This window comes from Marinobacterium halophilum, assembly GCF_003014615.1.
Classification (GTDB): domain Bacteria; phylum Pseudomonadota; class Gammaproteobacteria; order Pseudomonadales; family Balneatricaceae; genus Marinobacterium; species Marinobacterium halophilum.
The window spans coordinates 158,787-184,270 of record NZ_PYGI01000003.1 but is presented as its reverse complement, the minus strand read 5'-3'; the positions used below and the strand labels follow the sequence as shown (position 1 = coordinate 184,270).

Here is a 25,484-nt window from a genome sequence, read left to right as displayed (position 1 = left end):
CGTCATTCGTGTTAGTCCGAATTGACGATGAGTCGTGTGGGCGACTGTGGAAATCTGGGTTAACAAGGAGATGGTCGGTGCAGCCGGTCATGCCCGATTACTATAAATAATAATCGAGGAGACTCGTGCGATGGGCGTGTTAACAAACAACTTTATAGCAGCGACAACCAATAGCGAAGATTACATGACCGCCGAGGCTGTACGCCTCGTCCAGGCGGCCGAGGAGTTGGCACCGCGTCTGCGTGAGCGTGCGCAGGCTGCCGACGAAGCGGGCATGGTGCCACGGGAAACGGTTAAGGAGATGGCTGAAGCGGGTCTGTTCCGTGTACTGCAGCCCAAGCGCTGGGGTGGTGCCGAGCTGGACCCGCGTGTGTTCTACAAGGTGCAGATGGCACTGGCCAAGGGCTGCATGTCGACTGCCTGGATCTATGGCGTTATCGGTGTACATAACTGGCAGTTGCCGCTGTTCCCGGAACAGGCACAGCAGGATGTGTGGGCTGACGGTAACGACGGTACCCTGATCGCATCGACCTATATGCCGGTAGGTAAGGCTGAAAAAGTGGATGGCGGTTACCGCTTCTCCGGTCGTTGGGGTTTCTCCAGCGGTGTTGAACATTGCGATTGGATCTTCCTGGGCGGCCTGCTGCCGAAGAAAGACAATCCGGATGAGCTGGAACACACCACGTTCCTGTTGCCGCGCAGCGATTTCAAGATTGAGAAAAACTGGGATGTGTTGGGTTTGCGGGCCACCGGCAGCCACGACATCATCGTCGAAGGTGCTTTCGTACCGGAACACCGCACCCATCGCACCAACAACCACTCGGATGCCGGTTGCCCCGGTCGTGAAACCAACCCGGGCTGGACCTACAAGATTCCGTTCACTCAGGTGTTCCAGCGCGCGGTGTCATCCGCGTGTCTGGGTGCGCTGGATGGCGCGATTGAAGAGTTCCGTACCCTTGCTGGTGCCCATGTTGGCAAACACGGTTCCAAGACGGCTGAAGATCCCAACGCCCAGATGGCTGTTTCTGAGGCAATGATTGCGGTAGATCAGCTCAAGCTGGTGATGTTCCGCAACTATGATCGTATCGTGCATTGCGCGATCACCGGTGATCAGATGCCGGTAGAAGAACGTCTGATGCAGCGTGCGCAGTCGTCCCTGGTGCCGAAACTCTGTGCCGAGCGCGTGAGCGAGTTGTTGCGTGCCTGTGCGGCATCCGGTCTGTACCGCAGCAATCCGATTGAGCGGGTGTTCCGTGATATCCATCAGGCCCGTGGCCACATTGCCAACAATGCGGATGCCTATGCGCGTGCCGCTGGTGCGATGATGTTGGGTATGCCCAATATGGACCCGTACATCTAAGGAGTTGCCCATGAGTTCGTCCCGCTATCACAGCCTGCAGGTAGAGCAGGTGGTACAGGAAACCGCTGATGCGGTGTCCTTGCAGTTCGCCCTCGATGCCGATCAAGTTGAGCGGTTTCGCTACCGGCCGGGTCAGTTTCTGACTCTGCGTTTACCCTGGCAGGGTGAGCATCTGCTGCGGTGTTACTCGATGTCGAGTGCGCCAACCGTGGATACCAGCCTCCGGGTTACCGTGAAGCGGGTGATGGAGGGGCGAGGGTCCAACTGGATCTGTGATCATGTCAGTGCCGGTGATCGCATCGAAGTGATGCAACCGGCCGGTGTGTTCACACCGGACTCGCTGGATGGAGAATTCCTGCTGTTTGCCGGCGGGAGTGGTATTACTCCGGTGTTCTCCATTCTGCGCTCGGTGCTGTTGCGGGGGCGGGGTCAGGTGCGTCTGATCTATGCCAACCGTGATGAGCAATCGATTATTTTCCGTGAAGCACTCAAAGAGCTGGGTGAGCAATATGCCGACCGCTTTGATGTGATTCATCTGCTGGATTCGGTGCAGGGGCGTCCCAATGTCAGCCTGCTGCGCCGGTTGGCAAAAGGGATGACCTCGGCTCGGGCATTTATCTGTGGTCCGGGGCCGTTCATGGATGCGGCGGAAGCCGCGCTGCAGGAGCTGAAACTGCCGTCGGAACGTATCCATGTGGAGCGTTTCATTTCGCTGCCGTCGGAAGAGTCGCGTGATCAGGATCTGCGTGAAGCCTTGACCGCCGCTGCGGAAATTGATGAGGCGCAGGTATCGATCGAGCTGGATGGTCAGCACTTTGAGCTGCAGTGTCAGGGTGACGAGACCATTCTTGATGCGGCTGAACGGGTTGGTATCGAATTGCCGTATTCCTGTATGGCGGGCATGTGCGCGTCTTGCATGTGTGAGGTGACCGAGGGCGAGGTCAAACTGCTGCACAACGACGTGCTGGATGAGCGTGATCTGTCCAAAGGGCTGACATTGACCTGCCAGGCCGTGCCCAAAACGGCAAAGGTTAGTCTCAAGTACACTTGACTCTCATACACCCCCATTTGTTGCAACGATCCAGGACCGGCTTAGCGCCGGTCTTTTCGGTTTAGTCTTATTGGACGATGGCAGCCGCCGGTCACACTCTTAATCTGAAATGACTGACTGCGCAGGTGTGAGTGCCTGTCTGTCGTGTGCCGAATGCATGCGGCAGCGAGTCTGTTCTCTGATAACAACAATCTCAGGAGACACATTATGCAGGGCTGTCTACAGGGCAAGGTCGCATTCATTACAGGTGGTGGCAGCGGTATCGGTGCCGCTACGGCAGAGCGTTTTGCGCAGGAAGGTGCGCGTGTGGTGGTCTGTGGCCGCCGACTGGAGCCGCTGGAACAGGTTGTTACCAGCATTCGTGCGGGTGGTGGCGAAGCGGAAGCCGTGCAGGCGGATGTCAGCGACGAACAGGCTTTTGTTCAGGCACTGGAGTCGGTAGCGGAACGCCACGGTCAGCTGGATATTCTGGTCAACAACGCCATGGCGTTCACGTGGGGCAGCATTGAAGAGACCAACACCGAGCAGTGGCGCGCCAACTTTACCACGTCGGTCGATGGTACTTTCTGGGGCACGCGTACCGCGCTGAAGCTGATGAAGGCGCACGGCGGCTCCATCGTGAACCTGTCATCCATTTGTGGCGAGCTGGGCACGCCCTGGATGTCGGGCTATTCCGCGTCCAAGGCAGCGGTCACCAATTTTTCTCGTGCCGCAGCGGCCGAAGGTGCGCCCTACGGCGTGCGTGTCAACGTGGTGATCCCGGCGGTGGTAGAAACCCCGGCGACCGAAGGCATGCTGTCCGATGACAATGCTCGCAAGAGCACCGAGAAACTGATTCCGATGGGACGTGTCGGGCAGCCGGAAGAGCTGGCCAATGCGATCCTGTTCCTGGCCAGTGATCAGGCATCCTACATTACCGGTGCGACATTGCCGGTCGATGGTGGTCGCTCGGCTGTTTTGATTACCGCGCTGGATTGAGGAAATGCCGATGCCAACCGTCAAACAGGACAGTGTAGTGGGAACCGAACCGCTGTTTTCACCGATCCGAATGGGTGCCATTGAGTTGGCAAACCGCATCGTCATGGCACCGATGACCCGTAACCGTGCCGGTGCCGATGGTGTGCCCAACGAGCTGATGGTCGAACACTATGCCGCCCGTGCCGAAGCCGGGCTGATTGTGGCCGAAGGCACCTGGCCGAGCGTGACCGGTCAGGCCTATTGCCGCCAGCCGGGTATCGAAACGGCTGAGCAGATGGCGGCTTGGCGCAAGGTGACCGACGCGGTGCACGCCAAGGGCGGCAAGATCGTGTTGCAGATCATGCATGCCGGTCGTATCGGCAGTGACAAGATCAAGCCTGCAGGCGTGCCCAGCGTGGCACCGTCCGCTATTCAGGCCAAAGGTGAAGTCTTTACCGATGCCGCAGGCATGCAGCCGTTTGACCAGCCGCACGCGTTGACTACCGATGAGGTTGTGGCAGTGGTTGAAGAACACCGTCAGGCGGCCATTAACGCCCGTGAAGCCGGTTTTGATGGTGTCGAGCTGCATTGCACCAGCGGTTATCTGCCGATGCAGTTTCTCTGCTCCGGTACCAACCAGCGTGACGACCATTATGGTGGCAGCCTTGAGAATCGCGTGCGCTTCGCGGCCGAGTGTCTGCAGGCAATGGGTGATGCCATCGGCCGTGATCGCGTGGGGTTCCGCATCAATCCGGGCAACACCTTCAATGACACGTCTGATGATGACAGTGTTGCCAGTCATGTGGCGCTGATGCAGGCCGCAACCAGGGTTGGCGTGGCGTTTGTACATATCATGCGCGCACCGGACCCGGCCATTGATGCGTTTGCGCTGGCGCGTGAACACTTCAAGGGCAGTCTGATTCTGAATGACAGTTTTGAGCCGCTATCGGCTGCGGATGCGATCCGCGAAGAGCAGGGCGATGCGGTGTCCTTTGCCCGCCATTTTATTGCCAACCCCGATCTGGTGACCCGTATCCGCAAGGGGCTGGCGCTAACCCGTTTTGACCGCAAAACCATCTATACCGCGGGGCCTGAAGGTTATACCGACTACCCCGTCGCGGCAGAGTAATGTGAGGAAACTATAATGAAAGTACTGGTACCGATTAAGCGTGTTATCGACTACAACGTTAAAGTGCGTGTGAAGTCCGATGGCACCGGCGTTGATCTGAACAATGTGAAAATGGCCATCAATCCGTTTGACGAAATCGCGGTGGAAGAGGCGGTGCGCCTGAAGGAAGCGGGTACGGCGACTGAAGTTGTCGTCGTCAGCATCGGCCCTAAAGCAAGCCAGGAAGTGCTGCGTACCGCTCTGGCCGTGGGTGCCGATCGCGCGATCCATCTGGAAAGCGATGCCGATCTGGAGCCGCTGGCGGTGGCCAAGTGCCTTAAGCAGGTAGTGGCCGATGAACAGCCGCAGCTGGTGATCTGTGGCAAGCAGGCGATTGATGACGATTCCAACCAGACTGGCCAGATGCTGGCAGCACTGTTGGGTTGGCCGCAGGGTACGTTCGCATCTGAAGTGACTCCGGAAGGTGATGCGGTCAAGGTGACTCGCGAGATCGACGGTGGTCTGGAAACCCTGCAGTTGAACCTTCCGGCTGTGGTGACCAGTGATCTGCGTTTGAATGAGCCGCGTTATGCGTCGCTGCCGAACATCATGAAGGCGAAGAAGAAGCCGCTGGACAGCAAGCCGGTTGCCGATTTGGGTCTGGACGTTGCACCGCGCTTGAAGGCGGTTAACTACGCGCCGCCGGCGGCCCGTAAAGGCGGTATCAAGGTAGAGAATGTGGCTGAGCTGATTGAAAAGCTGCGCCAGGAAGCCCGTGTGATCTGAAGGTGATGATGATGAAGACTCTTGTAATTGCAGAACATGATAACCAGCAGCTCAATGCGGTCACTCTGAACGTGGTTAATGCCGCTACTCAGTTGGGTGGTGAAATCGATATCCTGGTTGCCGGTGCAGGCTGTCAGGCCGTAGCGGAACAAGCGGCGGCCATCAGTGGTGTGCAGCAGGTACTGAGCGTGGATGCGGCTCATTATGCGGCGCAGTTGGCTGAAGATGTGGCGCTGCTGGTCGTAGCGACCGTGCAGCAGGGCGGTTACCAGGCGGTGCTGGCACCGAGCTCATCGTTCGGCAAAAACCTGACGCCCCGTGTTGCTGCGCTGCTGGATGTGGCGCAAGTATCTGATGTTATTGAAATTAAAGGTGTTGGCAGCTACGTTCGACCCATATATGCTGGTAACGTCATGCTGACAGTAGAGTCGCAGGAACCCGTGCAGGTACTGACCGTACGTCCAACCGCATTTGATGCGATTGAGCAGAGCGGCAGTGCAGCCGTCGTGGCCGTCGAGGCTGTTGCATCAGCAGGTGTATCCACACTGGTCGGACGTGAGCTGAGCAAGTCAGACCGTCCTGAACTGGGTGCTGCTGAGGTGGTGGTATCCGGTGGTCGTGGTCTGGGTGATGGTGACAAGTACCGTCAGGTACTGGAGCCGTTGGCTGACCGACTGGGTGCTGCGCTGGGTGCGTCCCGTGCAGCCGTGGATGCGGGCTTTGTGCCCAACGACTATCAGGTTGGCCAGACCGGTAAAATCGTAGCGCCGCAGTTGTATGTGGCGGTGGGTATTTCCGGTGCAATCCAGCACTTGGCAGGCATGAGTGATTCCAAAGTGATCGTCGCGATCAACAAGGATCCTGATGCGCCGATTTTCCAGGTAGCCGATTATGGTCTGGAAGCTGATCTGTTCGAAGCCGTACCGGAGTTGACCCAACAATTGAGCTGAGCATCAGCCGACACAGACGGCCCGCGACCCATTCAGTGCAGAATATAACAGGCGCGGGCCTGACAGACCCTTACACAACAATAACAGGGGTATATACATTATGAATCGTTTGGACGTCGTGCAGCTGAATAGCTTGCTGTCCTCGTTTTATGAAGCATCACTGGACAATGCGTGCTGGGCGGATGCGCTCGAGCAGTTGAAGGCATTGTTCTCCGCCAACTACGCTACCCTGATTCTGAAAATGCCCGACACCCAGGACGAAGATGACCTTGGTCTGATGGTGTCTGTAGGTGACTTGGAAGACTCGGGCAAGGTGGTCTACTTTCCTTATCGTTACAACCTGACCCCGTTCGTCAACCAAGGGCCGGATAAAGTGTTTACCGTTGACGACCTGATGAATGAAGAGGAGTGGCGCAACAGCCCCTACCGCATCCACTGGTGTGCCTGTAACGATGTGTATCATGTCATGGCCGTGGACATCTCCACGCCAGATTCCGGCTCATTGCGCTTTCGCATTACTCGCCCGGAAGGATCGCCCGGTTTTAACGAAGACGACAAGGAGCTGTGCCGCTTCCTGTTGCCGCATATCCGCCGTTCACTCAATATTCGTAACCTGCTCGACCGCAGCCAGACATTGGGGTCGTTGTATTCCAAAGCGATCAGTCGGCTCTCGATCGCGACGGTGTTGATCGATGAAAGCGGGCAGGTACTGGAAGAAAACGTATTCGCCAAGGAGATTCTGGAATCCGGTGATGGTCTGAAGATTGTTGGTGGCCGCCTGGAAGCCAGTTACCCCAGCGATAACCGTGAACTGCGCCGTCTGATCAAGGATGCCTTTGCGGGTAAACGCAGTGAAGGGCAGCAGGTATTGCCTGAAGCGATGTCGGTTACCCGGCCTTCCGGTGAGGTCAGTCTGGGGGTCGTGATTGAAGCGATTCCATCGACCACCTGGGCTGCAGGCAAGGGCCAGCCTGCTGCCGTGGTGTATATCCGCGATGCGGTCGGTAAATCCCAGGCCAGTAACGAAGTGGCGAAGAAGCTGTTTGGCTTGACCCCGGCCGAAACGGCGCTGTCGATCCAGCTGGCCAATGGCCTGTCGCTGGAAGAGGCGGCAGAAGCCTTGAATATTCGCCGCAACACGGCCCGTGCACATCTGCGTGCGATCTTCTCCAAAACCGGCGTGCGTCGCCAGACCGAACTGGTCCGTATTTTCCTCAATAGTGTGGCCGCCCTGGGGCAAGGTGATCAGGAACCCTGATTATCCTCCTCGTCCCCTTGGGGTATGTGAGCCTGTCCCGACTGTAGCACTCTGGATGAAAACAGAGGAGCAGTTATCATGGGACAGGTTGCATTCATTACCGGTGCCAGTCGTGGCATCGGCCGCGCCACCGCCATCGCTTTTGCCCGTGCCGGTTTCGATCTGGCACTCAGTGCCCGCACCCTTGATGAGGGTGACACCCACGCACACAGCATAACAACCGCTACCGGTACCCCGTTGGCCGGCAGTCTCAATGCCACCGCCGAATTGGCTCGGCAGTATGGCGTTGAGGTCAAGGTTGTTCCCATGGACTTGCTGGATGCAGCGTCCGTGCAGCAAGCGGTCGACGTTGTGCTCGGCCATTTCGGTCATGTTGATGTGTTGATCAACAACGCGATCTATCAGGGTGCCGACCTGAACACCTCTTTCCTTGAGCTACAGCCCGCGACACTCGAACGTATGACCCGTGGCTATATCCTGGCACCGGTGCAGATTACGCAAGGTATCCTGCCCGGCATGCTGGCGCGAGAGCAGGGCTGCATCATCAATATTACCTCGGGTGCGGGCGAATCTGATCCGCCGGTCCCTGCCAATGCAGGCGGCTGGGGTTATGCCTATGGCGCTGGCAAAGCGGCAGTGTCGCGGCTCAGTGGCATCATCGCCCGCGAACACGGCCACCAGGGCATTCGCGCCTTTACCGTCAATCCGGGGGTGGTCAATACCGAAACCCTGCGTGCCACCATTGGTGATCGTGGCGTGACTGCGCTGGGCAAGGGCATTGCCGAGCCGGAGCTGCCCGCTGCGGTGCTGTTGTGGCTGGCGACCTCGCCCGAAGCGAATGGCTTCCAGTACCGTACCGTCCATGCTCAGCCGTTTGCACGTGAGCAGGGCATTCAGCCGGTTGATTGATCTGTCGCAGTTCGGTGTCGTTCCCCGTCGAGGTTCTAGTCTGGATGAACGATGAGGCATAGGGGACGGCTAAACGAGCATGTCAGGTGGTCGCAGCTGCGGCCACAGGAAAAAATAATAATCATGCTCATTGGAGGGCACGAATGACATCCTCACTTACTCCTATAGGAAGAAAGGGGTTTCTGCCGCTTACCCTGGCATTGGCGGTTAGCCAGGCAAACGCGTTTGAAACCATCCGTATCGGTGATGAGACCACAGTCGATACCTCACTGACATTGTCGTATACGGCCTCGGCACGGACCGCATCGCCGTCGAATGTTTACCTGAATGACGTCAACAATGATGATGCAACGCGCAACTTTGATCAGGGCAGCCTGATCAATAACCGCGTTAACGCACTGGGCGAGATTCGTATCCGCCACGACAACGTCGGCGCGTTGCTGCGCGGCAGCGTGTTTTACGATGACGTCTACCGCAGCAGCAATGACAACGATTCGGTGGGCACGATCAACAAGGTCGGTGCCGTCAACCAGTTTACCGACAAGACCCGCGAGATGAGCGGCTATGACCCGCGTCTGCTGGATGCGTTCGTCTACGGCAACTTCGTGATTGGTGATGACAACTACCTGTCAGTGAAAGCCGGTCGTCATATCGTTGCCTGGGGCGAGAGTCTGTTCTTCCCCAATATCAGCCAGGGTCAGTTGCCGGTGGATGCCGCCGTGTTCAACGTGCCGGGTACAGAAGCGAAAGAAGGCTATCTGCCGGTCGGACAGCTCTCCGCCAGCCTGACCCTGACCGATAACCTGACGCTGACCGGCTTCTACCAGTATGACTGGGAAAAGACCCGTCTGAATCCGGTGGGTGACTTCTTCGGCAGTGATACCTTTGGGCCGGGTGCTCAGTTTATCCGTTTTGGGGCCGGGCCGATTGGCAGCCTTCCGGCGGCTAACGTCATCAACTATGCCGGTGAGATCGAGCCGGAAGATAGCGGCCAGTGGGGTGTGGGTGCGCGTTATCTGATGGGTGACAGCACCGAGATTGGTCTGTTCCATTACCGCTATCATGATCGCGTTGGTGCCTTGCTGACCGATTTCACCGGTGATACCCGTTACTCCTCGTTCAGCGGGTTCAATGGTTGTTCGGCGAGTGTCGGCGGCAACGGCTGTTACCAGTTGGCGTACTTTGACGATATCAAGCTGACCGGTATGAGCATCAGCTCCAAGGTCGGTGATGTCCAAGTCGGTGGTGATATCAGTTACCGCGATGGTGCGCCGGTCTATCTGGAAAACGGCTCTCCCACCCGTGGCAGCTATTTGCAGACCAACTTGAACGGCGTCTACATCATTGGCCCGAGCGCGCTGGCGCATCAGACCACAGTGATGGCGGAAGTGGTTCATCAGCGTATTCATGACGTGGATACGTTGACGGTCACCTCAGGCGGTAGCAGCTCCAGCTCTGATACCTACATATACGACGGCCAGACTCGCGACAACGCCGTGTTGGCGGCAGCCGTGTTCATGGATTACCCGAACCTGTTCAGTGGCTGGGATCTGACCACCAAAGCGATCTGGACCCAGAACATCGATGGCAGCGGTTATTCCGGCGCTGGCCTGGGGCGTGACGAAAAGCGCCTGACCCTTGGCGCTGACTTCAAGTATCTGGGCAACATGCAGGTCGGTCTGACCTATGTGAACTTCCTCAGTTCAGCCAATCTGGACAAGGGCCGGATGATGGCCGACCGCGATTATGTCTCGCTTAGCGCCAAATACACTTTCTAATTTTGCAGGGATGTTGAAATGAAAATGAAGTATTCAATGTTGGCCGCCAGCATTGCGTTGCAGACAGCGCTGCTGAGCGGTACCGCATATGCGGCAGCCACCGCCGAAGAACTGGCTGAGCTGGGCAACAGCCGCACCTGTGTCGGCGCACTCAAGGCCGGTAACGCAGAGGGCACCATTCCCGAGTGGAGCGGCAAGTGGCAGGGTGTACCTGATCACATCAACTTCGAAGGCACGGGTAACCATCCGGTTGATCCGTACCCGGCAGAAACGCCGAAGTTCGTGATCACGGCACAGAACATGGATCAGCATGCCGACAAACTGTCGGCGGGTCAGAAGGCACTGTTCGAGAAATACCCGGACACCTTCCAGATGCCGATCTATGAATCACACCGCGACTTCCGTTTCCCGGACAGTGTCTGTGACGTGACCCGCAAAAATGCGGAGACGGCCCAGCTGGTTGATAACGGTGAAGGCGTTGAAGCCACTACTGGCGGTATTCTGTTCCCGTTCCCGAAAACCGGCCTGGAGCTGCTGTGGACTTCGTCCATCTTCACTTACCGCCCGTGGACCGAGGAGCTGATCTCCGATAACGCCTACGTGCTGGATAACGGCAACATCAACTGGGGACGGGTTAAATCCCGCAACCTGGCACAGCACCTGAAAACCGGCACCAGTGGTCCGACTGAAGGCCGGTCTTCGTTCTATCTGAACGAAACCCTGCTGCCGGAGCGTGACCGTGGCGAGATCAACACCGGCATGGAGTTCTGGAATCACACGACCGAACCGCGTCAGAGCTGGCGCTATGACCCGGGCACCCGCCGTGTGCGTCAGTCACCGGAATACGGTTTCGACATGTCGTTCCCGGGCACCGGTGGTTCCATCACCGTGGACGAGGTACGTATCTTCAACGGTTCACCCAAGCGTTATGACTGGAAGATTGTCGGCCAGCAGGAGATGTACATTCCGTACAACGCCTACCGTCTGCATTCCAAGGACATCAGCTACGACGATCTGTTGATCCCGGGACACGCCAACCCGGAGCACATGCGTTACGAGCTGCAGCGGGTATGGGTCTTGGAAGCCAACCTCAAGGATGACTACCGCCATATCTACGGCAAGCGTCACATGTATATCGACGCCGATACCTGGTTCATGGTGATGGCGGACAACTACGATGCCCGTGGCGGTCTGTGGCGCACCTCGATGGTGAACTACTTCTACGCCTATGAAGCCCAGACCTGGCAGGCGGGCGTGGGTTTCTACCACGACCTTCAGGCCTCCAGCTATCTGGCCTTCAACCTGGTCAACGAGCAGCCCAAGGGTTACACCCTGAACACGGGTGAGCTGAACGACCGTGACTTTGGCCCGCAGGCAGCACGCCGCGCAGGTTTGTAATACCTCCCCCGACGGGTGCCTGAACGGGCACCCGTTCCTACTCACCGAATTTCGGAGCGACACACTATGGAGTTCCGCTTTACTGAAGAACAACAGATGATCCGCGATACCGCGGAGAGCTTCTTTGCCGACTGTTCCACTTCTGCCGCCGTGCGCGAAGCGATGGTCACTGAAACCGGCTATAGCCCTCAACTCTGGCAACAGATCTGCAATGACCTTTACCTGCATGCGATAACGCTGCCCGAGGCCTTGGGTGGCATGGGGCTGGGCTATGTCGAACTGGTGTCGGTAATGGAGCAGATGGGGCGTTATCTGGTCTGCGCACCCTATTTTTCGACGGTGTGTCAGGCGTTACCGGCGCTACAACTGGCTGGGTCCGAAGCACAGGTGACGCCTTGGCTTGAGCGTGTTCTGGCAGGTGAAACAGCGGCACTGGCCTGGATCGGCCATGAACAGCCAGGCTGTGATGCGGTGACGGCCCGTTTTATCGAGACCGATGACGGCTATTGCCTCACCGGTGATTATCAGCTGGTGGTTGATGGTCACAGTGCCGATATGCTGGTGCTGGCGGCGCGTCGAGAGGGTTCGTCCGGTCGTGACGGCATCAGCCTGTTTGTGGTTGATGCCGCGACGGCCGGAATCGAACGGCACTGGACGCCAACGCTGGACCAGACCCGCCACTTGGGTACCGTTCGTGTTGATACGCTGCAGCTGCCCGCCAATGCTTGTCTGGGTGAAGCCGGGCACAGCGGTGCCGTGCTGGAGCAGGTGTTGCAGCTGGCAACCGTCGCGCTGGCGGCTGAACAGATGGGGGCGGCGCAGCAGGTACAGGATCTTGCGGTGGCCTACACCAAAGAGCGCGAGCAGTTTGGCCGTCCAGTGGCAGGTTTTCAGGCGATCAAGCACAAGGCCGCGGATATGATGCTGCGCACCGAAGTGTCGCGTTCGGCCTGTTACTACGCCGCCTGTATTGCCGATGAAGCCTGGCGCGGTGGTACGCTGGCGGCTGAGCTGCCTGAAGCGGTGGCGATTGCCAAATCCTACTGTTCGGATGCCTGTCTCCGCAATGCCGGTGAGGCGTTGCAGATGCATGGCGGTGTCGGGTTTACGTGGGAATACGACGTCCATCTTTATTTCAAACGTGCCAAATCCAGTGAGTTGATGCTGGGCAGCGCCAGTGAGCATCGTGAAGCCCTTGCCGCGCTCTTGCTGGACCAGGAAAAGCCTACTGCAGGAGATGTCGCATGAAACTGAGCTTCAGTGTCGAAGATGAACGCTTTCGCCGCGAAGTGGCCGACTGGCTGGACACCAACCTGAGCGGCGAATTCGCCCAGCTCAAATTCCGCGGTGGTCCTGGTGACGAACACAGCTTTCCGGCAGAGCGTTTGCGCTGGGAGCAGCGGCTGGCTGAAGGCGGCTGGACCTGTGTGGGTTGGCCTGCCGCGCACGGTGGCCGAGGCTGTTCCATCGAACAGCAGGTGATCTTTTTTGAAGAGTACGCCCGTGCCGGGGCACCGGGACGTGTGGGCCATATTGGTGAAGGGCTTGCCGGGCCGACCATCATCGCCTTTGGCACGCCGGAACAGCAGGCCAGGTACCTGCCGGGTATCCTGGCGGGCACAGAGCTCTGGTGTCAGGGTTATTCTGAACCGGGTGCCGGTTCCGACTTGGCCAATGTGAAGACCAAGGCCCGCTTTGATTCCGAACGCAACCAGTGGGTCATCAACGGCCAGAAAGTGTGGACCTCGCTGGCGCACGAGTCCGACTACTGCTTTGTCATCGCCCGTACCGATCCTGAATCCGTTGGTCACAAGGGGTTGGGGTTCTTTCTGATGAAAATGGAGCAGCCGGGCATAGAGGTGCGGCCGATTCAGCAGATCACCGGTACGTCCGAGTTCAATGAAGTGTTTTTCGATGATGCCGTGTGTGATGCCGGTGATATCGTTGGCGCGCCGGGCGACGGTTGGAAGGTAGCCATGGGGTTGCTCGGTTTTGAGCGCGGCGTATCCACGTTGGGCCAGCAGATGCAGTTCCAGAACGAGCTGGATGAAGTGATTCGTACTGCCAAGGCAAATGGCAAAGACCGCGAGCCGATGATTCGTCAGCGCATCGCTCAGGCCCATGCCGAGCTGAAAATCATGCGCTACAACAGCCTGCGCGTGCTGTCCGGCCAGAGCGGCAGCGACGGCAGCCTGCAACGAGAGGGGCTGATCTACAAACTGTTCTGGGCAACCTGGCACCGCAGTCTGGGTGAGTTGGCCATCGATGTTTGCGGCCAGCAGGGCCAGTTACTGGCTGCAGCTCCTTACGAGTTGACGCGGTTGCAGGCGCTGTTTCTGTACGTGCGTTCCGATACGATCTACGGCGGCAGTAACCAGATCCAGCGTAATATCATTGCCGAGCGCGGGCTGGAAATGCCGCGTGAGCCCCGGCCGAGCTGACTGATGCGGCCGCGCTGGCGGCCGACTATCCCGAGAGGAATACAGATGCCTACTTATACCGCTAACCCTTTCAGTACACTGAAGCTGGGCCCGATCACGCTGCGTAACCGGTTTATCCGGGCAGGTGCCAACGAGGCGATGAGCCTCGACGGTGTGCCGACACGGGCGCTGGTCAAACACCACCGCGACATGGCGCGGGGTGGTGTGGCGCTGACCACGGTGGCCTATGGTGCCGTGTCCGAGCGTGGGCGTACTCTGCCCAACCAGATCTGGCTGCGCCCCGAGATCGTGCCTGATCTGAAAGTGTTGACCGATGCCGTCCATGCCGAAGGTGGCAAGATCTCCATGCAGTTGACTCATGGTGGCTCGTTTATCACCTCAATCAAGGTCAAGGGCCGTACCATCAGCGCCTCCGGCGGCATCAATAAAGCAGGACTATTGTGCGGCAACTTCCTGCAACGGGCGATGAACGAGAGCGATATGGCCGAAGTCGTCTGTGATTTTGTCCGCGCCGCCGAGCTGTGCCGCGAGGCTGGTTTTGATGCGGTGGAGTTGCACATGGGCCACGGTTATCTGCTTAACCAGTTCATCTCGCCGCTGTCCAACAAGCGCAAGGATGAATACGGCGGCAGTGCCGAAAACCGGGTGCGTTTTCCGGCGCAGGTGCTCAAAGCGGTGAAGCGGGCGGTCGGTACCGATATCGCCGTACTGGCCAAGATCAATGTGGCCGATGGCGTGCGCAAGGGTTCTACGGTAGAGGATGGCATCGTTACCGGTCGTGCGCTGCAGGAGGCGGGTGCCGATATGTTGATCCTATCGGGCGGGCGCAACATTGAATCCGGCTGGTTCATGTTCGGCAGCAACATGAATATGGAGGAGATGAGCAAGGTGCTGGCTGGCCAAAAGCTGACCTTGGCGATGATCAAGCTGTCGCAAAAGGGCGTGCCCAAGGTCAAATTCCGGCCAATGTATTTCCTCGATTACTCTCGCCGTATTCGTGCCGAACTGGATATCCCGCTGGGCTATCTGGGCGGTGCCAGCTCGATGGCCGATGTAGGGCAGGCGATGGCTGAAGGCTTTGAGGCGGTAGTCATGGCGCGTCCGCTGCTGCATGACCCGGAGCTGGTGCGCAAATTCCAGCAGGGGCTGATCAGCAAAAGCGGCTGCACCTACTGCAACGGCTGCGTGCCTTATATCTATGACCCGGCCGGGACGCGCTGTATCGAAAACCCACCTAATGACCTGGCGCTGAATCAACAACGGGCACGTCTGGACGTATCAGCCACGAGCTGAGCCGTTAGCTTATCGCGCGCGTGGCGCGCTCCTACACTGCGTGTTCAGCGATGTTCGATGAATGTGGCGCGTACTTATAATGCGTGCTCGGTACTTGTGGGAGCTCGCTTGCGAGCGAAGGCTGCGGTGCAGGCATAAAAAGACCCCCGGGGTGTGCGGCCACCGGGGGCAAAAAACCATGTGAGATGGTTGGACTTACAAGGGTAGTGCTCGGTAATGTTCGGGTCTTGTCCCGGTCGTGCCTCAGGCGGTCAGGCTGCCACCGTTAAGCGGGTGGATCTGGCCGGTGACCCAGCTGGCTTCGGTGGAGGCCAGGTAGGCGACGCCTGCGCCCACATCCTCCGGTGAACCGGCGCGGGGAACCATGCAGCTTTTGGCTGCGATTCTTTCCGATCCGTCCCAGTTATTCATGGTGCCCAGTGACAGGCCGTTGACGGTGATGCCCTGACGGCCGGTCTCGGAAGCCAGCTGGCGGATGAAGCCGACGGCTCCGGCTTTGGAAGCGGCATAGGCAGCAATGCCCATGGGCACACCGGCACGCCAGGATTCAGAGGTAATGCAGATGATGCGGCCCCAGCCACGGTCCAGCATGCCCGGCAACACTGCCTGCGCGCCGTGCATCAGCGCCGTCAGGTTGAGATCGAGAAACTGCTGCCACTGGGCAGGGTCGGAGTCGATGAACTTGCCGTAACCCATGCCGTCGACCGGAACGCCTGCATTGGCGACAAAAATATCCAGGCTGCCAAAGGCTTCGTCGACGCGTGCGACCATCTGCTTCAGCTGCGCCGGATCAGTGATGTCGGCAGCAACGCCAATGGCGTCAAAGCCTTCACTGCGCAGTTGTTCGGCAGCGGCCTCGGCGCGGTCCGGGTAGAAGTCGTTGACGGCTACGCGGGCACCCTGGCGGGCCAGGGCGCGGGCAACACCCAGTCCCATGCCACGACCGGCACCGGTCACCAGTGCATTCTTGCCCTTGAGGGAAAACATCGGCTCGCTCATCTTGCTTCCTCCATGATTGGCGTTGTTCGCCTGTGTGTATTGCTGTGTCAGTGTTTATTCACCGGTGAACGTGGGATGACGTTTCTCCAGAAACGCCTGCATGCCTTCTTTCTGATCGCGTGACGCGAACAGCATGGCATTGGCCTTGCGCTCCAGTGACAGCGCGCTTTCCAGTGATGCATCCATGCCATGCAGGATGCACTCCTTGACTTGCTCGGCAGCCAGCGGCGGCATGCGCGCGATGGTGCGGGCGGTTTTCAATGCCGTTTCCAGCACATCCGCGTCGGCGCAGACTTCGCTGACCAGACCGGCAACCCAGGCTTCCTGCGCGGTGATCGGACGGCCGGTGAGCGCCATGCTCATCGCCTTGGTCTTGCCAACGGCGCGTACCAGACGCTGAGTGCCGCCGATGCCGGGCATGATACCGATGCGGATCTCCGGCTGGCAGAAGCTGGCGCTTTCACCGGCAATCAGGATGTCGGCGTGCATCGCCAGTTCGCAACCGCCACCGAAGGCATAGCCGCAGATGGCGGCGACGACCGGTTTGGGGCAGTGCTGGATCGGAGCCCACACGCGCTCGGTATGGCGCTTGTAGATCTCGATCGGATCGGCGTCGATCAGGCTGGTGATATCACCGCCGGCTGCAAACACCTTGTCACCACCGGTCAGCACGATGCAGCGCACGCTGTCATCCGTCGACAATTCAGTAAAGCGACGGTTGAGCTGCTGCTGCAGGTCCAGGCTCAGTGCGTTGGTGGCGTGCGGCCGGTTCAGTCGCAGCACAGCAATACCGGGCTCTGGGCGCTCCAGGAGCAAGGTTTCTTCAGGACGTTGGCTTTCGGACACCGGACTCGCCTCACTGACTTGTTGATTTGATGGCGATTGTTGACGTGACGCCATATAAAAACATCGTCCGTTCAGACGAAGAGTGAGACTTGTGGCGCTGATTAGACTGGGGGCATTGGTTAAAACAGGAGGCGTTATATGACGCAGGCAGCACACTTCGATTATACCGGCCAGGTCGTCCTGATCACCGGCGGTACCAAGGGAATCGGTGCCGGTATTGCCCGGTCTTTTTTACAGGCTGGCGCGACCGTCATTGTATGCGGACGCAATGCGCCCGAACAACTGCCGGTTGGCAACGGACGCGAAGCGGTGTTCATGCCCGTGGATGTGCGCGACTACGACGCGGCTGAAGCGATGCTGGCGACCATCGTACGTGAATACGGCCATCTCGATGTGCTGATCAATAACGCCGGTGGTTCGCCCCATGCGATGGCGGCCGACGTATCACCGCGTTTCCATGAAGGCATTCTGCGTCTGAACCTGATTGCGCCGCTGAACATGGCGCAGCTGGCCAACCGCCACATGCAGCAGCAGGAGCAGGGCGGCAACATCCTGTTTATCGGCAGTATCAGCGCACTGCGTGCTTCACCGGGTACCGCCGCCTACGGCGCAGCCAAGGCTGCGATCCTGTCGCTGACGCAGTCGCTGGCAGTGGAGTGGGCGCCCAAGGTGCGTGTGGCTGCGGTCAGTCCCGGACTGATCGAAACCGAACAGTCGCATCTGCATTATGGCGACGACGCAGGCATCCAGGCGGTTGCGGACACCATTCCGGCGGGCCGCATGGGCAAGCCTGACGATATCGGCAACGCCTGTCTGTACATGGCTTCTCCGATCGCGTCCTACACCAGCGGCAGTAACCTGCTGCTTAATGGCGGTGGCGAAAAGCCTGCATTCCTGCAGGCGGGCACGGCTGACAACTGAATCAAACCCGGTGCCACCTCTGACCGGGTGGCCCCATTATCAGAAAGGAGACGTATCTTGGCTGATTACGCATGGTTATCGGAAGTACGTTCTATTGTGGGGCGGGAATATGGCCGCATCTACGCATGGGATGAAGTGAATCCGGCGATGGTACGGCAGTGGTGCGAAGTGATGGGGGTGGATAATCCGCTCTACACCGATTCGGACTATGCCGCCACCACCGAGTTCGGCGAGATTGTGGCCCCGCCGGCCATGCTCCAGGCCTGGTGTCTGGAAGGCTTGCACATGAACAACTACCCGCCGGGTTCCACGGACGAAAATCCGTACGAAATTCTCACCCAAATCGAACAGCAGGGTTATCCGGCTGTGGTGGCGGTGAACTCCGAGCTGAGCTTTGACCGCTATGTACGCATGGGTGAAAAGCTGTACTACACCACCCTGATCAAAGAGATGAGCGAAGAGAAAACCACGGGCCTGGGCACCGGTTTCTTTGTGACTCAGGTGATGTCGTTCTTCTCCGAGCAGGAAGGCGAAGACGAGAAGGTCGGTGAGCTGCTGTTCCGTGTGTTCAAGTTCAAACCGGCACAGGCGGCCAAGCCTGTCGAGAAGAGTGATTCGGCCGTACCCGTGATCAAGCGACCGAAGCCGGGCATCAGCGATGACACCCGTTTCTTCTGGGATGGCTGCAACGCCGGTGAATTGCGTATTCAGCATTGCAAGAGCTGCGACAAGTTGCAGCACCCGCCGGCACCGGTCTGCAGTCATTGCCAGAGCTTTGAGCTCGACTATCACGTCAGCAAGGGCAACGGCGAGCTGTACTCCTTCGTGGTGATGCATTACCCGGAAGTACCGCCGTTCGATTACCCCAACCCCATAGGTTTGATTCAGCTGGATGAAGGCGTCCGTCTGCCCGCCGGTATTGTGGGTATCGATCCGTCCGAGTTGAAAATCGGCCAGCGACTGCAGGTCGAGTTCCAGACGTTTGACGACGAACTGACTCTGCCGTTGTTCCGACCGCTGTCAGCCTGAGGAGGCGATATGGACTTTACATTGACCGAAGATCAGCGCGCGATTGCCGATATGGCGGGTGGGCTGTTTACCGACTTCTGTACCGACGAGCGTCTGCGTGAATTTGATGTTTCCGGTGCCCTGTTGATGCAGGACCTGTGGCAGACCTGTGTCGAGACCGGCCTGCACTCACTGTACATCCCCGAGTCTGCCGGTGGCAGTGGCTTGGGTATGACGGAGTTGATGCTGGTGCTTGAAGCGCAGGGGCGTGGCCTTGGGCAGGTACCGCTGTGGCGTCACCAGTTGGCCGCGACGGCGTTGGCGACGTTTGCACCGGAATACTTTGCCGCGCAGCTGGAAACGGCGGCGTCTGCTGATGAAGTGCTGACGCTGAGCGCGGGTGACCGCAGCCGTTCGACCGGCCTGGCGTTGACCGCGACCCAGAATGCCGATGGCTGGCTGCTGCAGGGCACGGCGCATGCCGTATCTGGCGCAACCGAAGCCTCTGCAGCACTGGTGCTGGCTGAAACCGACGGCGGTGTACGTCCGCTGTGTGTGCGTTTCGACAGTGAAGGTTTGAGCCGGGTTGAAGGTGTACTGACCCACGGTGAGAGCGTGGCCGATCTGGTGTTTGACCAGGTGCAGGTCGGTGCTGAAGCGGTATTGCCGGTTGCAGCGACCGATTGGCTGGAAGTGCGAGCCATTGCCGCTCAGGCTTCGCTGCAGCTGGGTGTGAGTGCGGAGCAGATCCGTCGCACCGTCGAATATGTCAACGAACGCACCCAGTTCGAGCGTCGTATCGGCCAGTTCCAGGCGGTGCAGATGAGCATGGCCGACTGTCAGGTGGCCGTGGAAGCCCTACGCTCGGCGCTGTGGCAGCTGTGCTACCGCATCGACGCCGGTCTGCCGGCACCGTCCGAAGCACTGGCAACGGCCTGGCTGGCAACCGAGGCGGGTCACAAGATCGGCCACACGGCACAGCACGTGCATGGCGGTATCGGTGTCGATCTGACTTACCCGATCCACCGTTTTCTCTACTGGAGCCGCGCCCTGAGTCTGGGCCTGGGCGGCAGCCGTGCGACGCTTGAGCGTCTCGGCGATTGGTTGGCAACTCACGATACCTTGGGATGGAAATATGACCTCGATGAAAACCATGCGCTTTGAAGATGTCAGTCTCGGTGATCAGCTGCCGGCACTGGAAATTCCCATTACCGTGGCGTTGATCACCGGTGGTGCCATCGCGACCCGTGACTACTTTCCGGGTCACCATGACAAGGATGCCGCTCAGGAACTGGGTTCGCCGCATGTGTTCATGAACATTCTCACCACCAGCGGGCTGGTTGAGCGGTTCATCGAGCAGTGGAGCGGACCGGAAGGTCGCTTTCAGGATCTGCGGATCCGCCTGGGCGCGCCGAACTACCCCGGCGACACGATGAAATTCCAGGGTGAGATCACGGCGATTGATGCGGCCAGCCGCAGCGTCGAAGTGACCCTCAAAGGCAAGAATTCCATGGGCAACCACGTCACCGGTACGGTGGCGGTAACCCTGCCCTGAGCCGGAGGAGAACAGTAATGAACGACGATATGATCAGCAACAAGGCCGCGATTGTGGGCCTTGGTGCCACTGAATTTTCCAAGAACTCCGGCCGTACCGAACTGCGTCTGGCGATGGAAGCCACCTTGGCCGCATTGGAAGATGCCGGTATTGATCCGTCCGAAGTGGACGGTTTCAGCAGCTATTCGGTCGACAAGGTGCCCGAGTACGAGATCGCCCGTTTGCTGGGCTGCAAGGACGTGAAGTTCTTCTCCCAGATTCCGCACGGTGGCGGTGCTGCCTGTGCGCCGATCATGCATGCGGCGATGGCTGTGGCGACGGGCGTGGCCAAGACCGTGGTGGTCTACCGTGCCATGAACGAGCGTTCCTGGTATCGCTTCGGCAACGGTAACTACGGCTTCGGCGACAGCCCGATTTTCGAGAATATCAACTACGGCTGGTACATGCCGCACGGTTTCCACACCCCGGCGGCCTGGGTGGGCATGTTTGCTCAGCGTTACATGCACACCTATGGCGCGACCTCGGAAGACTTTGGCCGTGTAGCGGTAGCGGTGCGTGATTTCGCTGCCACCAACCCGAACGCCTTCTTCTACGAGAAGCCGATCACCCTTGAAGATCACCAGAATTCACGCTGGATCTGTGAACCGCTGCACCTGCTCGATTGCTGTCAGGAGTCTGACGGTGCGGTGGCCATGGTGATCACCAGTGCCGAGCGCGCGAAAGACCTGAAGCAGAAGCCGGTGCTGATCAAGGCCGCTTCCCAGGGGATCGCCGATGGTCAGCAGATCATGACCTCCTACTACCGTGAAGACATCACCGGTCTGCCGGAGATGGGTGTGGTTGCCCGTGAACTGTACCGTCAGTCGGGCCTGGGTCCGGACGACATCCAGACTGCGGTGATCTATGACCATTTCACTCCGTTCGTGTTGCCGCAGCTGGAAGAGTTCGGTTTTGCCAAACGTGGCGAGGCCAAGGACTTTATCCGTGCCGGTGAGCACGCCCGTGGCGGCAGGCTGCCGATCAACACCCACGGTGGTCAGTTGGGTGAAGCCTATATCCACGGTATGAACGGTGTTGCCGAAGGTGTGCGTCAGGTACGTGGCAGCTCGGTGAACCAGGTGGATGATGTTGAGAATGTTCTGGTCACGGCCGGTACCGGTGTGCCGACCAGTGGTTTGATTTTGAGCGCAAGCTAAGGAGATCAACATGTTTGTCGATCTGACACCCGAGCAGCATGCGCTGCGATTGAAGGTTCGTGACTACTTTACAGGGCTTATGACACCTGAGCTGCGCAGTTCTTTGCGTGGCAAAGAGGGTGGTGACGAGTTCCGCAATACCATCCGCCAAATGGGCAAGGACGGCTGGTTGGCCGTGGGCTGGCCGAAAGAGCATGGTGGTCAGGGCTATGGTCCTACCGAACAGTTGATCTTCTTCGAAGAAGCCAACATCGCGGGTGCGCCGCTGCCGTTCGTCACCATCAGCACCGTTGGCCCTGCGCTGATGGAGTTCGGTACCGAACTGCAGAAAGAGAAATTCCTGCCCGGTATCGCGGATGGCGAGATCAACTTCTCCATCGGTTACTCCGAGCCGGACGCCGGTTCCGACCTGGCGGTACTGAAGACCAGTGCGCGTATTGAAGACGATCACTTTGTGGTTAACGGCAACAAGCTGTGGACCTCCGGTGCCGAGTCGGCCGATTACGTCTGGCTGGCGGCGCGAACCGATCCCGATCTGCCGCGCCACAAGGGCGTGTCGATCCTGATCGTCGACACCCAGGATCCGGGTTTCTCCCACACCGTGATTCCGACCTGCTCCAACCCGACGGCGGCGACCTATTACGATAACGTCAAGGTGCCCAAGGAAATGCTGGTGGGTGAGCTGAACAAGGGCTGGAACCTGATCACCTCGCAGCTCAACCATGAGCGTCTGGGACTGGGCTCCTGGTCTGACAAGATCGCCGGTCTGTTCAAGCGCGTGTACCTCTGGGCCAAGGCCAAGGATGAAAATGGCCGCAGTGCCATGGACCAGGCATGGGTGCGCTCGGCACTGGCGGAATGCTACTCGCGTCTGGAAGCGATGCGGCTGATCAACTTCCGTATCGCTGCCGATCTGGAACAGGGGCAGATGGATATCGCGCTGGCGTCGATCACCAAGGTGTTCGGTTCTGAGTCTGCGGTTGAAATCCTGCGCCGTCTGGTGGATATCGTTGGCAGCAACGGTATGATCCGCGAAGGTTCGGCCGCTTCCATCCTGTTGGGCGAGCTGGAATACGAAGTCCGTGCCTCGGTCACCCTGACCTTCGGTGGTGGCACCAACGAGATCCAGCGTGAGTTGATTGCCCAGTTTGGTCTGGGTATGCCGCGCGGGCGTTAAGTCTGGCACGAGGAGAAAATAACAATGAGTGCAATTGAAACGTTTCGCGCCGAAACCCGCGCCTGGCTTGAGGCTAACTGCCCCGAGTCGCTGCGCGGCCCGGCCGCGGCCGGTGAGCTGGTGTGGGGGGGCTCACAGGTTGAGTTCGCCAATGAAGATCAGCGTCTCTGGTTCGAGCGCATGCGCGACCGTGGCTGGTTTTGTCCGGCCTGGCCGGAAGCCTACGGCGGCGGTGGTCTTGCTGCCGAGGAAGACGCCGTACTGCAGAAGGAACTGAAACGTCTGCGCTGCCGTCCGCCGCAGATCAACCTGGGCATCTGGATGCTGGGTCCGGTGCTGCTGGAGTTCGGGACTGAAGAGCAGAAGCAGCGCCTGCTGACGCCGATGACCCGTGGCGAAGTCCGCTGGTGTCAGGGCTTCAGTGAACCCAATGCCGGTTCGGATTTGGCCAATATCCGCACCACAGCGGTCGATGAGGGCGATCATTTCGTCGTCAACGGCAGCAAGATCTGGACCTCCTACGGCGACAAGTCCGACTGGATGTACGCGCTGGTGCGTACCGACAACAGCAGCCCCAAGAAGCAGGAAGGGATCAGTCTGCTGGTGCTGGATATGCACGCCGAAGGCGTTGATGCCCGTCCGATCGATCTGATCAGCGGCAAGTCATCTTTCTGCGAAGTGTTCTTCGACAACGTCAAGGTATCGAAAGATAACCTGATCGGGCCGTTGAACGGTGGCTGGACGCTGGCCAAGCGCCTGCTGCAGCATGAGCGCAGCGCCATGTCCAAGTTCGGCGAGTTCAGCCTGCCGACCCATTTCGACCTCATGAGCATTCTCGGCAAGTACCTGCCGGATGCGGAAACGCCGAGCGATATCGCCCTGCGTGCCCGTGCACAGGCGGCGGCACTGGACGAGCACGCCTACAACCTGACCGTGCAGCGGATGGGCGAAGCGGCGCGTGCAGGCCAGGATGTCAGTGGTATCGCTTCCATCATGAAGCTGGTTCACAGTGAGCAGGAAAAGCAGAAGTTTGAACTGCTGGTCGATGCCATGGGCCACCGTGCCTTGGGTTGGGATGGTGACGAGTTCAGCGAGCAGGAACTGGGCATCAGCAAGGCCTGGCTGCTCAGCTACACCCAGACCATTGCGGGCGGTTCCTCTGAAGTGCAGCTGAACGTGATTGCCAAGCGGGTACTGGAGCTGCCGGATGCTCCCAAAGGAGGTGCCAAATGAGCCTGATCTACAACGAAGAACAGCGCATGCTGCTGGACACGGCGCAGGAATTCTTTGCCGAGCGTAGCCCGGTATCGGCGCTGCGTGCCTTGCGCGATCGCAATGACGCGCTGGGCTTCGAACCGGCGCTCTGGCAAGAGATGACCGAGCTGGGCTGGACCGCGATCGCCTTCCCTGAAGCGCTGGGTGGCCTTGAGTTTGGCTACAAGGGCATGGGGACAGTGTTCGAGTCTGCCGGTCGTTATCTGAGCGCGTCGCCGCTGTTGTCCTCTGTCGTACTCTGTGGCTCGGTGCTGGAGCAGGGCGGCAGTGAAGCTCAGCAGAATGAGTGGCTGGCTGAAATGATTGCCGGCAGCAAGCGTCTGGCCCTGGCGGTCGATGAGGGTGCGCGCCATAACCCGGAACGTATCGCTTTGGCTGCGACGCGCACCGAGCAGGGTTTCGAGCTGAGCGGTGACAAGGTGATGGTTGTGGATGGCCTGGGTGCTGATGGCTGGATTGTGGCGGCACGGACCTCTGCAGCCGCTGACGGCGTCAGTCTGTTCATCGTACCGGCGGGGGCCGAAGGCGTTGCGGTCAGTCGTCAGAACCTGATCGACTCCCGCAACACTGCTCGTCTGCGTCTGAACCAGGTTCAGGTAGCACCGGAGCAGTTGATCGGTGAGCTGGGTCAGGGCAATGCCCTGCTGCAGACCGCACTGGACCGTGGTCGTGCCTGTATCGCCGCCGAGCTTCAGGGCGCGTGTGAAGAGCTGTTCAAAACCACATTGGATTACTTGCGTACCCGCGTACAGTTCGATGTGCCGATCGGCTCTTTCCAGGCCCTGCAGCACCGTGCAGCCTGGATCCATGTGGATCTGGAGCTGGCGCGCAGCAGTCTGATGGCGGCGCTGGATGCGATTGACCGTGGCGATGAGCAAGCTGCTCAGTTGGTCAGTCTGGCCAAATGGAAAGTGGGCCAGGTGGCCGATAAAGTCAGCAATGAAGCAGTGCAGATGCACGGCGGCATCGGGGTGACCGATGAGCTGGACGTAGGTCTGTACTTCAAGCGCATTCGTGTGCTGCAGGCACTGCTGGGTGATGCGGATTATCACCTGAACCGGGCGGCTCCTCTACTCGAGGAGACCTGATCCTGTCGGCAGGGGGCGTTCGTCCCCCTGCTTTTGCGTGCAGCCTGTCTGCACACCGATCTTGTAGTTACTTCGACACCATGATCATGGCCATATACGGACATATGGAGATCTGTTGTGCCTGATTTAA

Annotated in this window: 23 protein-coding genes; 21 read left to right on the top strand and 2 right to left on the bottom strand. The window is 59.0% G+C overall.

From position 1 onward, the window contains the following. Positions 1–130 precede the first annotated feature (130 nt). The 13 genes from CLV44_RS03460 (at position 131) to CLV44_RS03400 (ending at position 15,289) form a co-directional block, all read left to right on the top strand. A complete protein-coding gene (locus CLV44_RS03460; RefSeq protein ID WP_106590711.1) occupies positions 131–1,360 on the top strand; it encodes an acyl-CoA dehydrogenase family protein in 1,230 nt (409 codons plus the stop codon). 10 nt (positions 1,361–1,370) lie between these two features. Then, positions 1,371–2,411, top strand: a complete 1,041-nt coding sequence (locus CLV44_RS03455) for a ferredoxin--NADP reductase (RefSeq protein WP_106590710.1) — start codon at positions 1,371–1,373, stop codon at positions 2,409–2,411. A 207-nt stretch (positions 2,412–2,618) separates the two neighbouring features. After that, the gene (locus CLV44_RS03450) at positions 2,619–3,389 is read left to right on the top strand and encodes an SDR family NAD(P)-dependent oxidoreductase (protein ID WP_106590709.1); all 771 of its coding nucleotides are present in this window, start codon (positions 2,619–2,621) and stop codon (positions 3,387–3,389) included. A 10-nt stretch (positions 3,390–3,399) separates the two neighbouring features. Beyond that, positions 3,400–4,497, top strand: coding sequence for an alkene reductase (locus tag CLV44_RS03445; protein ID WP_106590735.1), 1,098 nt, complete (start codon positions 3,400–3,402; stop codon positions 4,495–4,497). Between the two features lie 15 nt (positions 4,498–4,512). Continuing rightward, a complete protein-coding gene (locus CLV44_RS03440) occupies positions 4,513–5,262 on the top strand; it encodes an electron transfer flavoprotein subunit beta/FixA family protein (RefSeq protein ID WP_106590708.1) in 750 nt (249 codons plus the stop codon). 11 nt (positions 5,263–5,273) lie between these two features. Then, positions 5,274–6,212 (top strand): electron transfer flavoprotein subunit alpha/FixB family protein, encoded by a 939-nt coding sequence (locus tag CLV44_RS03435; RefSeq protein ID WP_106590707.1) that lies wholly within the window; start codon positions 5,274–5,276, stop codon positions 6,210–6,212. A gap of 100 nt (positions 6,213–6,312) precedes the next feature. Then, complete coding sequence (locus tag CLV44_RS03430) at positions 6,313–7,470, top strand: helix-turn-helix transcriptional regulator (RefSeq protein ID WP_106590706.1); 1,158 nt, start codon at positions 6,313–6,315, stop codon at positions 7,468–7,470. A 78-nt stretch (positions 7,471–7,548) separates the two neighbouring features. Then, complete coding sequence (locus tag CLV44_RS03425) at positions 7,549–8,379, top strand: SDR family NAD(P)-dependent oxidoreductase (RefSeq protein ID WP_106590705.1); 831 nt, start codon at positions 7,549–7,551, stop codon at positions 8,377–8,379. Between the two features lie 143 nt (positions 8,380–8,522). Continuing rightward, the gene (locus CLV44_RS03420; RefSeq protein WP_106590704.1) at positions 8,523–10,157 is read left to right on the top strand and encodes a DUF1302 domain-containing protein; all 1,635 of its coding nucleotides are present in this window, start codon (positions 8,523–8,525) and stop codon (positions 10,155–10,157) included. An 18-nt stretch (positions 10,158–10,175) separates the two neighbouring features. Then, complete coding sequence (locus CLV44_RS03415; RefSeq protein WP_106590703.1) at positions 10,176–11,555, top strand: DUF1329 domain-containing protein; 1,380 nt, start codon at positions 10,176–10,178, stop codon at positions 11,553–11,555. A 66-nt stretch (positions 11,556–11,621) separates the two neighbouring features. Further along, positions 11,622–12,803 carry an acyl-CoA dehydrogenase family protein gene (locus CLV44_RS03410; RefSeq protein ID WP_106590702.1) on the top strand — a complete coding sequence of 394 codons (1,182 nt, stop codon included), beginning with the start codon at positions 11,622–11,624 and terminating at the stop codon, positions 12,801–12,803. Next, positions 12,800–13,996 carry an acyl-CoA dehydrogenase family protein gene (locus CLV44_RS03405; protein ID WP_106590701.1) on the top strand — a complete coding sequence of 399 codons (1,197 nt, stop codon included), beginning with the start codon at positions 12,800–12,802 and terminating at the stop codon, positions 13,994–13,996. The genes CLV44_RS03410 and CLV44_RS03405 overlap by 4 nt, the downstream gene beginning before the upstream one ends. 45 nt (positions 13,997–14,041) lie before the next feature. Continuing rightward, positions 14,042–15,289: an NADH:flavin oxidoreductase gene (locus CLV44_RS03400; RefSeq protein WP_106590700.1), complete on the top strand. Its 1,248-nt coding sequence runs from the start codon at positions 14,042–14,044 to the stop codon at positions 15,287–15,289. A gap of 243 nt (positions 15,290–15,532) precedes the next feature. Here CLV44_RS03400 and CLV44_RS03395 read toward each other — a convergent pair whose 3' ends face one another. Both CLV44_RS03395 and CLV44_RS03390 read right to left on the bottom strand, forming a co-directional pair. Next, on the bottom strand, positions 15,533–16,288 hold the full coding sequence (locus CLV44_RS03395; RefSeq protein ID WP_106590699.1) for an SDR family NAD(P)-dependent oxidoreductase: 756 nt from the start codon (positions 16,286–16,288) through the stop codon (positions 15,533–15,535). Between the two features lie 54 nt (positions 16,289–16,342). After that, positions 16,343–17,134, bottom strand: a complete 792-nt coding sequence (locus tag CLV44_RS03390; protein ID WP_106590698.1) for an enoyl-CoA hydratase — start codon at positions 17,132–17,134, stop codon at positions 16,343–16,345. A gap of 138 nt (positions 17,135–17,272) precedes the next feature. Between CLV44_RS03390 and CLV44_RS03385 the strand changes: the two genes are divergently transcribed. The 8 genes from CLV44_RS03385 to CLV44_RS03350 are packed head-to-tail and all read left to right on the top strand — an operon-like array spanning position 17,273 to position 25,354. After that, entirely contained in the window at positions 17,273–18,055 is a 783-nt protein-coding gene (locus CLV44_RS03385; protein ID WP_106590697.1) for an SDR family oxidoreductase, read from the top strand. Between the two features lie 57 nt (positions 18,056–18,112). Next, positions 18,113–19,084 carry an OB-fold domain-containing protein gene (locus CLV44_RS03380; RefSeq protein ID WP_106590696.1) on the top strand — a complete coding sequence of 324 codons (972 nt, stop codon included), beginning with the start codon at positions 18,113–18,115 and terminating at the stop codon, positions 19,082–19,084. A gap of 9 nt (positions 19,085–19,093) precedes the next feature. Beyond that, positions 19,094–20,227, top strand: a complete 1,134-nt coding sequence (locus tag CLV44_RS03375) for an acyl-CoA dehydrogenase family protein (RefSeq protein WP_106590695.1) — start codon at positions 19,094–19,096, stop codon at positions 20,225–20,227. Further along, the gene (locus tag CLV44_RS03370; RefSeq protein ID WP_106590694.1) at positions 20,199–20,618 is read left to right on the top strand and encodes a MaoC family dehydratase; all 420 of its coding nucleotides are present in this window, start codon (positions 20,199–20,201) and stop codon (positions 20,616–20,618) included. Before CLV44_RS03375 ends, CLV44_RS03370 begins: the two co-directional genes overlap by 29 nt. A 17-nt stretch (positions 20,619–20,635) precedes the next feature. Beyond that, on the top strand, positions 20,636–21,814 hold the full coding sequence (locus tag CLV44_RS03365) for a lipid-transfer protein (protein ID WP_106590693.1): 1,179 nt from the start codon (positions 20,636–20,638) through the stop codon (positions 21,812–21,814). Positions 21,815–21,824: 10 nt separating this feature from the next. Continuing rightward, positions 21,825–22,991, top strand: a complete 1,167-nt coding sequence (locus tag CLV44_RS03360; RefSeq protein ID WP_106590692.1) for an acyl-CoA dehydrogenase family protein — start codon at positions 21,825–21,827, stop codon at positions 22,989–22,991. 24 nt (positions 22,992–23,015) lie between these two features. Continuing rightward, on the top strand, positions 23,016–24,224 hold the full coding sequence (locus CLV44_RS03355) for an acyl-CoA dehydrogenase family protein (protein WP_106590691.1): 1,209 nt from the start codon (positions 23,016–23,018) through the stop codon (positions 24,222–24,224). Continuing rightward, positions 24,221–25,354 (top strand): acyl-CoA dehydrogenase family protein, encoded by a 1,134-nt coding sequence (locus tag CLV44_RS03350; RefSeq protein WP_106590690.1) that lies wholly within the window; start codon positions 24,221–24,223, stop codon positions 25,352–25,354. Before CLV44_RS03355 ends, CLV44_RS03350 begins: the two co-directional genes overlap by 4 nt. The last annotated feature ends 130 nt before the right edge of the window (positions 25,355–25,484 follow it).